We start from the raw sequence: 11922 nt of genomic DNA on the forward strand, positions 1-11922 counted from the left end.
TAGAAGTTGCCTTAAAGATCAATTGATCCTCAGTAAAATTCACTTAAGACTAGTGAATAACCTTCTAATTTGTTCGGATATTTTTACTTATATTATAGTTTCGTTTTTTTCTCTGACTTTTGAGCAGAAAGCAATAGTTCTTTAGCATGTTGAATCGTTAGTTCAGTAATTTCTGCACCAGCTAACATACGAGCAACTTCTGAAATACGCTCTGATTGTGTTAACTGCTCTACCTTTGTTTGGGTTCGCCCATCTCTCACTTCTTTTGCGATAAAATACTGATAATCCGCAACTGCCGCCACTTGCGGAAGATGTGTAATACACAGTACCTGGGAATTATAGGCAATTTTAGCAATTTTTTCAGCAATCGCTTGAGCTACTCGCCCACTCACACCTGTATCTACCTCATCAAAAACAATACTAGTCATCCCTTGCGCTTTAGAAAAAATAGTTTTTAATGCCAATAGAATCCTTGACAACTCTCCTCCTGATGCCACCCTCACTAAAGGTTTCAAAGGTTCTCCAGGATTTGTTGTTAAATAAAATTCCACTTGGTCAAAGCCAGTGTCTCGCAATGTTTTTTCAGGATGGAAACGGACTTCAAACTGCGTATTCGCCATATACAAATCAGCAAGTTCTTGTAAGATTTCTTTTTCTAATTTTCTAGCCAACTCTTTACGTTGAGCATGTAAGGACTCCGCAAGACGCCAAATTTCATCGCCTTTTTTCTCTAAACGTTCTTCTAGCTCCTCTAACTTCCCTTCAGTTAGATTAACCTCAGAAAGTTCATTAGAAATTTCTTTATAGTAGGCTAAGATAGCTGGAATCGTTTCTCCATACTTTCTTTTCAACTGACGGATTGTCTCCAATCTAGAAATGACCACTTCCAAACGTTCTTCATCTAATTCTAAATTATCCATCTGTCTAGAAATATCACTAGCTGCTTCTTGCAATAAATAATAGGCACTTTGAACATTTTCTGAAATCTGATTGTACTCTGTATCTAATCGAGCGATCTCTTGGAGCTCATTTAAGGCAAGGCTCACTCCATCTAACATATTTTCTGAGTCAGAAGCAAGTAAATTATAACTTTTACCAAGTGCATCGACTATTTTTTGAAAATTACTTAGTTTGTCACGTTCTTCAATTAGATTTTCTTCTTCATTTATTTGCAGTTCAGCTTGTTCAATCTCTTCTTGTTGAAATCGGAGCATATCAATTCGTTGGACATAAGATTGCTCATTAGCTTGAATATTTCTAACTTGTTTTTCTAGCTGTTTAAATTCTTCATACTTTTGTTGAAAGTCACTTAAATCTGCTTGGAATTTTTTAGATCCAAAGCTATCAATTAAAGACAAATGCTTTTCTGGTTGTAGTAATTCTTGATGCTCATTTTGTCCTTGAATATCCACCAAGTACATGCCGATTCTACGCAGATTAGCGAGGGTAACAATCCGACCATTTACACGACAGACACTCTTACCTGAAATGGACATATCTCGTTGGACAATCAGCATATCCTCTGTGTACTCAATTCCTAATTCGTCTAATAATTCTTTAAATCCCGGCTGTTGCGGCATTTCAAATAATCCCTCTAGCAAACATTTATCCGCTCCTTGACGAATGTAATCACTCGAGCTTCGGCTACCTGCTAACTGTCCCATCGCATCAATAATAATTGATTTCCCTGCACCTGTTTCTCCAGTTAAGGCAGTCATCCCTTGATGAAAAGATAAATGTAGTTGCGGAATAATCGCAAAATTTTCAATTGTTAATTCAAGAAGCATTTTTTTCACCTCGTTCGTTTCAATGTAATAAAGTTTCTAAAAAACGAAACTTTATTTTTATGCTCTCTTCGCATACCATCCTACTAGTTTATTTCATTTAATTGATATTCTCTACTTTACATTCAACTAGCTTGATATTTCAGTAAGTACAACTGGTACAGTAGGACTGGCAACCTCGTTCGTTTCAATGTAATAAAGTTTCTAAAAAACGAAACTTTATTTTTATGCTCTCTTCGCATACCATCCTACTAGTCTATTTCATTTAATTGATATTCTCTACTTTACATTCAACTAGCTTGATATTTCAGTAAGTACAACTGGTACAGTAGGACTGGCAACCTCGTTCGTTTCAATGTAATAAAGTTTCTAAAAAACGAAACTTTATTTTTATGCTCTCTTCGCATACCATCCTACTAGTCTATTTCATTTAATTGATATTCTCTACTTTACATTCAACTAGCTTGATATTTCAGTAAGTACAACTGGTACAGTAGGACTGGCAACCTCGTTCGTTTCAATGTAATAAAGTTTCTAAAAAACGAAACTTTATTTTTATGCTCTCTTCGCATACCATCCTACTAGTCTATTTCATTTAATTGATATTCTTTATTTTACATTCGACTAACTTGATATTTCAGTAAGTACAACTGGTACAGTAGGACTGGCAACCTCGTTCGTTTAAAAAGTAATTAAATTTTCACATATCGAAAATTCATTTTATTTTTCTATAAAAATACCTATCGATTATATTTGTTTAAGGAATGAAATAATGTACTTCTATTTTCTTCAGTTCTTGCGATCATTAAAATGTTATCATCATCATTTAAGCTACTAAATAATTCTTGCTTAAATCTTTTATCAATCAAATTGGCAATGGCTGAAGCATTACCCGGCAAGGTTTTTAAAATGACAAATTTATCCATTTCATCAATCGAAACAAAGGCATTCTTCAGCAATCTGTCTAACTTTTCTTCTACATCATCATCTGTTTCTTGTGGCAAGCTATAACGATAACCGCCTGAAGACGAAGGAATTTTGATTAATTTTAATTCTTTAATATCTCGAGAAATTGTCGCTTGTGTGACTTGTACTCCTTGACTCTTCAAATAATCAACAAACTCTTCTTGTTTTTGAATGTCATTTTCTGTCAAAAGTCGCGTAAGTAAACGATGGCGCTCTTTTTTTCTCATTGTACTTTCCTCCCATCACTAAAAATTTGTTATTCTAACTTGAAGTTATTTTTAGTTCATTTTAAATTATGAAACTCCTTCTTGAATTCTTATTTATCATAGCTTATTTTTTAGTAGAAGGAAAGAACCAACAATAGAAAAAACTCCTTAGAAACCAATTCTAAAGAGTTTATACTTATTTATCTAATTGCTGATGGGCTTCAACAACGATTTCCGAAATATCGACATTTGCTGCCAAAGAGCCTGTCTCATTTGATTTTTTTAAATGAACTATAAATTCAATGTTTCCTTCGCCACCAGTGATCGGTGAATAACTTAAGTTTTCCACATCGAAATTTTCTCTCTGAGCAAAACCCAAAATATCCTCCAATACACTGCGATGCGTTTCAGGATCACGAACAATTCCATTTTTACCAACTGCTTCTCGACCAGCTTCAAATTGAGGCTTAATCAAAGCCATTACGTCCCCTTGATTTGCTAAAATGGCATGCAGCGGAGGTAACATTAATTTCAATGAAATAAAGGAAACATCAATTGTCGCTACTTCAGGTACACCTTCTGTAAAATCTTCAGGCTTACAGTAACGGAAATTTGTCCGTTCCATCACGGTCACCCGTTCATCCTGGCGAATTTTCCATGCCAATTGGTTATATCCTACATCCAAAGCATAACTTCTAGTTGCCCCATTTTGTAAAGCAACATCTGTAAAACCACCCGTAGATGCTCCAATATCCAAGACTGTTTTATCTTTTACAGTAAAATCAAAAATCTGCAACGCTTTTTCCAATTTTAAACCGCCTCTTGAGACGTAAGGAAGTTTTTGCCCTTTGATTTGCAACGCCGTATCAATCGGAATTTTTTCTCCTGGTTTGTCTAAGCGTTCATTATTTTTTTCTAAATAAACTAAACCTGCCATTACGCCACGTTTGGCTTGCTCTCTCGTTTCAAAAAGACCTTGTTGAAAAGCCAATACGTCGACTCGTTCTTTTTTCATGTAGTTCCTCTTTCTTTTATAACTCAAATAATTGGCAAAGTTCTTTTAACAGTTGCGTATCTGTCGCAGGTAAATCAGAAATTTTTTCTAAGATCTGATGAGCTGCTGATAATTCATCTGCTAAAGATGCTTTTGCACCGTCTACTCCTAGTAAATTAGGATAGGTACTTTTTTCCAAAAGCTGATCGCGATTCGTTACTTTTCCTAATTCTTCCGTCGTTCCAACAACATCTAACAAGTCATCTCGGATTTGAAAAGCTAATCCTAGATGTTGAGCCAATTGATCTAGTTCTTCAATCGCTGCTTTATTCCCTAGTACACCACCAGCAACTGTCGCAAAACGAATCAAAGCACCTGTTTTTCGTTGATGAATTTTTATTAATTCATCAAGAGAAACTTGCTTGCCTTCCGCTTGCATATCTGCAGCCTGACCTGCCACCATTCCATTTGTTCCTGCTGATTTCGAAAGGAGTTGAAATAAGTAGACTTTATCTGCTGGAGGAACATCTGCTTTACTAAGTAATTCAAAAGCTCCTGTCAGCAAACCGTCACCAGCTAGAATAGCCATTGCTTCACCAAAAACTTTATGGTTGGTTGGTTTTCCTCTTCGTAAATCATCATCATCCATTGCAGGCAAATCGTCATGAATCAATGAGTAGGTGTGAATCATTTCCAATGCAGCGGCTACTTGAAACGCTCCTTGATGAAGTTCTCCAAAAGTAGCTACAGTCGCCAATAAAAGTAGTGGTCGAATCCTTTTTCCACCAGCTTGAATCGAATAAAGCATACTTTTTTTCAACTCTTCATCATTGGTTGAGTTCTGAACAAATTCAATCATGACTTCTTCTACTTTTGGTAAAACCTTTTGTTGGAAATTAGCTAAAGTTGCCATTATTCTGCCTCTTCAAAAGAAACTTCTTCATTCGCTTCTGTCATCATTTTAGTTAATGTTTTTTCCGCCTTCGTCAATGTATCTTTACATTGCTTGCTCAAAACCATTCCTTGTTGAAAAGCAGTTAGTGCTTCTTCAAGTGGAACATCGCCTTGTTCTAATCGAGTCACAATTTGCTCTAACTCCTGTAATGATTCTTCAAATGTCGGATTTGCCATCTTGTATTTCCTCCTTGATTTCAAGAACTTCAACTTTCGCTTGTCCATCTTGATAATGAATATCTACTACGTCCCCGACTGTCAGTTCTTGTACTGATTTTACAACATTTTCCTTCGTTGTATAACTATATCCCCGCCCCATAATTTTCAAGGGACTTAATAAATCTAAAGATTGAAGGGCTTGTTGAAATTGTCTTTGTTTGTCTTCAAATAAGAAGCGAATTTGTTTATTTAACCGTTCAGAAAGATACGTGACTTCCTGATTCGCTTCCCTTACTCTTGCAGTTGGCACAACCTGCGCCAAACGATGAATCGTTTGATTAGCATTTCGCTCTTTATCATAAACTAACGTCTGCATTTGTTGCACTAAACGTTGCTGTAATTGATCAAGTTTTAATGATTGTGCCTCATACAACCGCTCCGGTTGGCGGAAAATGTATGATTGTTGAATTCGTTGGAACCGTTCGTATTTTCGTTGCATTTGATTGGCATATGCTTGAATTAGACGAGCTTGTCGTTCCTCAATTTTAATTAACACTTCAGATAAAACGGGCACAGCTAATTCTGCTGCAGCTGTTGGGGTAGCTGCTCGAACATCAGCAACCAAATCTGCAATTGTGGTATCTGTTTCATGACCCACAGAGGAGACAATCGGCGTTTTGGCATCAAAAATTGCACGGGCCACTCGTTCTTCATTAAACGGCCACAGGTCTTCAATCGATCCGCCACCTCGACCAATAATCATTGTATCAAAATTCCCCATCTCTTCCACTCGAGAAATATTTTTCACAACATCATCTGCTGCCTTACTGCCTTGAACGACAGTTGGAAATAGGACAATTTGAGCAATAGGATATCTTCTACGAGCCGTTGTGATGATATCTCTAATAACTGCTCCACTTGGACTAGTTAATACGGCAATTCTTTTGGGATATCTTGGTAAAACTTTTTTAGGCGCTCGAAATAAGCCTTCTTTATCTAACTTTTCTTTTAGCTGTTCATACGCTTGGTACAAGGCGCCTACACCATCAGGTTCCATATGCTCAACGTAGATTTGATAATTTCCACTCGATTCAAATAGTGAAATCCGACCAACGACTAAAACTTTCATCCCTTCTTCAGGTTTAAAAGTAAGTTTGTCGAAAGCTCCTTTGAACATCACTGCAGAAATTTTTGCTCGATCATCTTTTAAGCTGAAGTACTGATGATTTGGACGTAAACGAAAATTTGAAATTTCTCCTGTTAAATAGACACGTTCTAAATAAGGATCTGCATCAAATTTTCGTTTAATGTATTTTGTCAACGCAGTCACAGACAAATATTGCTGTTCCATGCTAATTGCCTCACGTTCATTCAAATTTCTTGTGTTTCATTTATACCGCTTGCCGTTTGGCAGCTTCTACTGTTTGCCACATCAACATTGTAATCGTCATTGGTCCAACACCTCTAGGAACAGGAGTAATATAACTTGCCAATGGTTCGACTTCATCAAATTTGACATCACCGATTAACTTACCGGCAGAATCTCGGTTCATACCTACATCAATAACTACGGCACCTTCTTTGACAAAATCTTTTGTCACAAAATGTCCTCTACCAATGGCTACAACCAAAATATCCGCTTGTTTAGCCACTTCAGGTAAATTTTTTGTTCGTGAATGAGTCATAGTAACTGTCGCATTTTCCGCTAGTAAAAGTTGTGCCATTGGTTTTCCGACAATATTACTGCGGCCAATCACTACAGCATTTTTTCCTTCAAGGTCAATATCATAGGCTTCAAACATTTTCATAATGCCATAAGGCGTACATGGAATCATTTCAGGATTTCCAGCAAAAAGTTTACCCAAATTTATTGGATGAAAGCCGTCCACATCTTTTTTTGGATCAATAGCTAGTAAAACTTTCTCTTCATCAATATTTTTTGGTAAAGGAAGCTGCACCAAAATTCCATGGAAAGCCGAATCTTGATTATATTTTTCAATTTCTGCTAATAGCTCTGCTTCAGAAATTGTTTCAGGATAATGCTCTACCTTGGAATGAATCCCAATTCGTTTAGCTGATAATTCTTTGTTTTTAACATAGGTTTGACTTGCTGGATTTTCTCCGACCAATAAAACAACTAATCCCGGATGAATTCCTTCAGGTTTGATTTTTTCTACCTCTAAACGAATTTCCTCTTGCATTTTCTCTGCTAACTCTTTGCCATTAATCAACGTACCCACGATAATAGGACCCCCTTACATTTTTAACTATTTTATCATAGCTCCATTTGATGAAAAAGAATTCCCGCCCATTTCTAATCAAATTTCTTATAAATGTTCGGTAAATCGAAGAATCCCAAACAAGAACAAAAGCTAGCTTATTCGCTAGCTTCTAGTTCATTATTCACTGTTGATAAAATACCATTCACAAATTTTCTGGATTGATCGTCACTAAATGTCTTTGTTAATTCGATTGCTTCATTTAAAGCAACTCTATTAGGAACATTGTCTACATGCAACATTTCAAATAAAGCAATTCGCAAAATTGTCACATCCATTTTAGATAAACGTCGTAAGCTCCAGCCTTTACGAAGATGCTTAGTAATTACTTCGTCTAAAGCCGCTTTGTGTTCACAAACTCCCGTTACTAATAAATCTAAATAAGTAGGTACAAAATTTGTTTGTTCTTCATCAATCATTTCTTCATGATCTAATTCAATCGCATGATAAATCGCATCTTGTTTTGTCAAGTCTTGATTAAAATCTAACGGAAATAAAGCTTGTACCGCCATTTGGCGTATTTCATGTCTCGATAACTCTTTACTCATTCTCTTCCTCGTCATTTCCGAATAGTTCTTCTAAATCTAATTGCTCTGTCTTTTCAGGTACTACAGCCACTACGTGTATATTCACTTCTGCTAGTTCAACATCTGTCATAAATAAAACTTGTTGCTTCACACGTTTTTGAATTTCCATCGCTACTTTGGGAACAGAAACACCATATTTCATGTAAGTGTAAATATCTACTTTCAAACCAGCTTCTTCTGATTCTAAGTAAACTCCTTTTCCATAAGCAGAACGCCCTAACCACTCATTGACATTATTGGCAAATGTTCCTTGCATACGGTAGATACCTTCTACTTTAGAAGCAGCAATACCGATAATAACTTCAATTACTTCAGGAGCAATAACGATATCTCCTAAGTCATGGTTAGCATCTAATACGAAATTTTTTTCATCGACCATTCTAAATTCCTCCATCTCTGAATAGCATTCAACTGTCTATCAAAAACAAAGATCACAATCTCTCTTCGCTTTTTTCTAGACCCGAACCTCGTTTCTAGTTTATCATTTTATCAATGGTTTAGCTAGAAAAACCGCTATACCGGACTGGAAATTATAAGATAATCAATTCTTTTGGTGAATGAGTTAAAACCTTATTTCCCGTCTCAGTAATTAGTAGATCATCTTCAATTCTAACGCCACCAATTCCTGGTAAATAAATCCCTGGTTCATCTGTAATTACATTGCCTGGAACAAAAAGTTTGTCTGCACGGAAAGAAACATTTGGGCCTTCATGAATTTCTAAACCAATTCCATGACCTGTTGAATGACCAAAAGCTTCACCATATCCGAATGAAGCGATATGATCACGAGCAATTGCATCTAATTCAATGCCTGACATTCCTGGTTTTGCTGCTTCTAAGACTTTTAATTGTGCCTCCAAAACAATTTGATAAATTTCTTTTAATTTTTCTCCTGGATCACCAATAGCAAAGGTACGAGTCATATCCGATACATAGCCATTGTAATAGCAACCAAAATCTAAAGTGATTAAGTCGCCTTGTTCAATTACTTTCTCACTTGCCACTCCATGAGGCATAGCTGAACGAACACCACTGGCAACAATCGTTTCAAAAGAAACACCTGATGCACCTAATGAACGCATGTAGAAATCTAATTGGTTGGCTACTTCAATTTCCGTCATTCCTGGACGAACCATTTTTAACACATGATCAAAAGCTTGATCAGCGATATGACACGCATGTTGAATCGTGTCAATTTCTTCTTCGTCTTTGACTTCTCTTAAAGATTCAATCATACCTGAAATTGGGACAAGTGGTGTTTCTTCAATAACGTCTTCCAAAGCAGTATATTCTGCAAAACTTACATGGCTTTCTTCAAAAGCTAATGCATTGAGTTCTTCTTGTTGGCAAATACGAGCAACTTCTTCAAAAATAGGACCGCTATGCTTTACAATTTCATATCCTTGAGCTTGTTTAGCTGCTTGCTCTGTATAACGAAAATCCGTAACAAAGAAGGCTTTATTTAGTGTAATAATTGCTAATCCAGAAGTTCCAGTGAAGTTCGTTAAGTAACGCAGGTTATAAGAACTAGTTACTAAAAAACCATCAACTGTTTCTTTTTCCATTAATTCTCTTAGTTTCTCTACTCGTAACATATAATAGATTCCTTCTTTCGATTTAATTTCACTTTCTATTATAACAAACTTCTAGTTTAAGCGAAAAGAGAACAAACTAAAATGTTTTTTTCTTTTCATTAAATCTTTATTTACATTAAATTAGATGGATATGGATGTTGAAACTCCTTTAATATAAATTTCAAAAAGCTGGAAGTTTTCATGTTAGATGGTAAACAAAAGGATTGAAAAAACTAGTACTATTCACATTAAACTTGACGTTTCACTACGAGAAAGGCTTGCTTAAGTCAGCCTGGAACCGCTCCAAGCCTGTAGTCTCGGAGCTTTCAAGCTTCACACGCACGGTAAGCCAATCAATTGGCAACTGTGCGTTGTTCACATTGAATTCTTAACGCGGCTACAACGCAAGCCTCTCTCTTCGTTACGCTGAAAGATGATTGATTAGTGTGATACCTAACGAACTCATTTTTACAATTATTCTGTACTTAATTGCTTCATTGTTTAACTTGCAGAAATTTGAAATCTATCTAGCGTAATGGAATAACGAAAACCTGCGCTGTTCCCCTGAAAATAAGCCACTATGAACTATTGTCATTTAGCATAGTGATTAGTTACAGTTAAAAACTTGGCAGGCTTTAGACTACAGATTTCAGTTGGTTCTAAGATCGACAAAAGCAGACTTCGTTGTGTACTCAAGTGAATGTATTCAAAAGATAACTGTGAACAATAACAAAACTAGCCCTACGCAAAAGAACCTCTCTAGAAACTTGACAGAATTAAAAGAGTTTTAGAAAATATAATAGATTGTCCCCTAAAACGAAAGGAGTGTCTACCTAATATGTCTATTTTACAAGATCAATTATTCCATTTTTTGATAGTGATTGGTTTTATGCTTATATACTTTTTTTCAAAATATCTTGAATTAGCAAAATTAAACACTCGGAAAATGATGTCATTTGCAGCAGGCGTGGGAATATCTTATGTCATCATTCATATGCTGCCTCTACTTGAATATTCACAGAAACAACTAAACAAGTATTTTGATTGGCAATCAGGAATACACTCTACTCACTTAGTATATGGAATGGTATTGATAGGATTAATAATGACATACGTTGTATACAAAATTGATCAAGACTCATACGAAGAAACGGCAAAAGAAAATCCAGTCGAAGCAAAAGCTATCGTATTCTGGTCAGATATCTATTTCTTTGCTGTATATAACGCCATGATAGGCTACCTAGTAATGGCAAAAGCCTTCTCAGGCAATATTCATATGATTACCTATTTTATTGCTTTCGGTCTACACTTTTTGATGAATGATTGGGGCTTGCGACATCATCACAATGAAAAATATGATAGCATCGGAAGAAAAGTTTTGGCAATCAGTATATTGTTCGGAGGCGTAGTCTCTCTGTTTTTAAGTCTCCCCTACTATGTCGTAGTTGCATTTGAAGCATTCATAACTGGAGGATTACTTTTAAACGGAATCAAGTTCGAGCTCCCTAACGACAATAACGGAGATTTGAAAAGCTTTGTTTTAGGAGCTGTTGGATCAGGTATCTTATTCTTGTTTGTTTAAACTATAGAAAAAAGACACATAAGGCTGGGCAAAAATATCTAATCAAACATAAAAAAACCCGGTAAGTAAAGCACGAGCATTCGCGATTTACTTACCGGATTTTCTTTATCTAGAGACTTTTTCCAGTCTCTTTTTTGTTATTTACTTTTACCGAAAAAGAATGATACAACTGCCACGAAAATGACCCCACCTAAAATGGATGGTAGGATGTGCATATCCGCCACAACTGGTCCCCAATTGCCAAATAAACTTTCACCAATTGATGAACCAATAATTCCTGCAATAATATTAAAAATACAGCCACGCTTTTCGCCAGTAATCGCGCCAGCAATTGAACCAATAACGGCTCCCACAATAATTACCCATAACCAATGCATATGAAGCACCTCCTTGTACTTGTTAATATTATTTTATCATAAGTACAAAACTCCACAAAACAATAGCCATCGATTAAATAACGTTTACTTTTTACCGATTGACCGAACACCACGTTTGATTACATCAAAGAAACTTAATGAGTGTACCATTCTCTCTGGATCAACATGTTTTTTCATTTCTTTTAAAACAACTTTTGGTTTTCTCGAAGAAAAAGTAAACGTCCCATTACGTTTTGTTTGAATCGCATAACGAGGAATCCATTTACCTTTGAAAAAGACAGAAGCTAACACATAATCTACTTCTTCCCACGGTATTTGAATATATTTACGTTTATCTCGAGCATGATAAAATTCAAAGCCTTTATCACCAATCATAATTTCTCCATAATCAGTTAAGCCCATGAATGAGGTACCATCTATTACCAAATCTACTTGTGTATTTAATGATTGAACCATATGA

The 11922-nt window shown here is 35.8% G+C and carries 13 protein-coding genes; 1 reads left to right on the forward strand and 12 read right to left on the reverse strand.

Going from position 1 to position 11922, the window contains the following annotated elements:
* Positions 1-92: 92 nt before the first annotated feature.
* From recN to AC4BBX_RS05210, 10 genes are all read right to left on the reverse strand, one after another.
* Complete coding sequence (gene recN, locus AC4BBX_RS05165) at positions 93-1787, reverse strand: DNA repair protein RecN (protein ID WP_490455379.1); 1695 nt, start codon at positions 1785-1787, stop codon at positions 93-95.
* A 737-nt stretch (positions 1788-2524) separates the two neighbouring features.
* Complete coding sequence (gene argR, locus AC4BBX_RS05170) at positions 2525-2977, reverse strand: arginine repressor (protein WP_490455380.1); 453 nt, start codon at positions 2975-2977, stop codon at positions 2525-2527.
* A gap of 175 nt (positions 2978-3152) precedes the next feature.
* Positions 3153-3971, reverse strand: coding sequence for a TlyA family RNA methyltransferase (locus AC4BBX_RS05175; protein ID WP_490455381.1), 819 nt, complete (start codon positions 3969-3971; stop codon positions 3153-3155).
* A gap of 16 nt (positions 3972-3987) precedes the next feature.
* Positions 3988-4863: a polyprenyl synthetase family protein gene (locus AC4BBX_RS05180; protein WP_490455382.1), complete on the reverse strand. Its 876-nt coding sequence runs from the start codon at positions 4861-4863 to the stop codon at positions 3988-3990.
* Entirely contained in the window at positions 4863-5081 is a 219-nt protein-coding gene (locus AC4BBX_RS05185; protein WP_490455383.1) for an exodeoxyribonuclease VII small subunit, read from the reverse strand. Before AC4BBX_RS05185 ends, AC4BBX_RS05180 begins: the two co-directional genes overlap by 1 nt.
* Entirely contained in the window at positions 5062-6414 is a 1353-nt protein-coding gene (xseA, locus tag AC4BBX_RS05190; protein ID WP_490455384.1) for an exodeoxyribonuclease VII large subunit, read from the reverse strand. The genes AC4BBX_RS05185 and xseA overlap by 20 nt, the downstream gene beginning before the upstream one ends.
* Before the next feature lie 40 nt (positions 6415-6454).
* Positions 6455-7303: a bifunctional methylenetetrahydrofolate dehydrogenase/methenyltetrahydrofolate cyclohydrolase gene (locus tag AC4BBX_RS05195; RefSeq protein ID WP_490455385.1), complete on the reverse strand. Its 849-nt coding sequence runs from the start codon at positions 7301-7303 to the stop codon at positions 6455-6457.
* Positions 7304-7440: 137 nt separating this feature from the next.
* Entirely contained in the window at positions 7441-7890 is a 450-nt protein-coding gene (nusB, locus tag AC4BBX_RS05200) for a transcription antitermination factor NusB (protein ID WP_490455386.1), read from the reverse strand.
* Positions 7883-8308, reverse strand: a complete 426-nt coding sequence (locus AC4BBX_RS05205; protein ID WP_490455387.1) for an Asp23/Gls24 family envelope stress response protein — start codon at positions 8306-8308, stop codon at positions 7883-7885. The genes nusB and AC4BBX_RS05205 overlap by 8 nt, the downstream gene beginning before the upstream one ends.
* 151 nt (positions 8309-8459) lie before the next feature.
* Positions 8460-9524 (reverse strand): M24 family metallopeptidase, encoded by a 1065-nt coding sequence (locus tag AC4BBX_RS05210; protein WP_490455388.1) that lies wholly within the window; start codon positions 9522-9524, stop codon positions 8460-8462.
* Between the two features lie 817 nt (positions 9525-10341).
* Between AC4BBX_RS05210 and AC4BBX_RS05215 the strand changes: the two genes are divergently transcribed.
* The gene (locus AC4BBX_RS05215) at positions 10342-11085 is read left to right on the forward strand and encodes a hypothetical protein (protein WP_490455389.1); all 744 of its coding nucleotides are present in this window, start codon (positions 10342-10344) and stop codon (positions 11083-11085) included.
* A 137-nt stretch (positions 11086-11222) separates the two neighbouring features.
* Here AC4BBX_RS05215 and AC4BBX_RS05220 read toward each other — a convergent pair whose 3' ends face one another.
* Both AC4BBX_RS05220 and AC4BBX_RS05225 read right to left on the reverse strand, forming a co-directional pair.
* Complete coding sequence (locus AC4BBX_RS05220) at positions 11223-11462, reverse strand: GlsB/YeaQ/YmgE family stress response membrane protein (RefSeq protein ID WP_490455390.1); 240 nt, start codon at positions 11460-11462, stop codon at positions 11223-11225.
* 84 nt (positions 11463-11546) lie between these two features.
* A complete protein-coding gene (locus AC4BBX_RS05225; protein ID WP_490455391.1) occupies positions 11547-11918 on the reverse strand; it encodes a DUF956 family protein in 372 nt (123 codons plus the stop codon).
* Positions 11919-11922 lie beyond the last annotated feature (4 nt).

The sequence above is a fragment of the Enterococcus sp. AMC1157 genome (genome assembly GCF_058216555.1).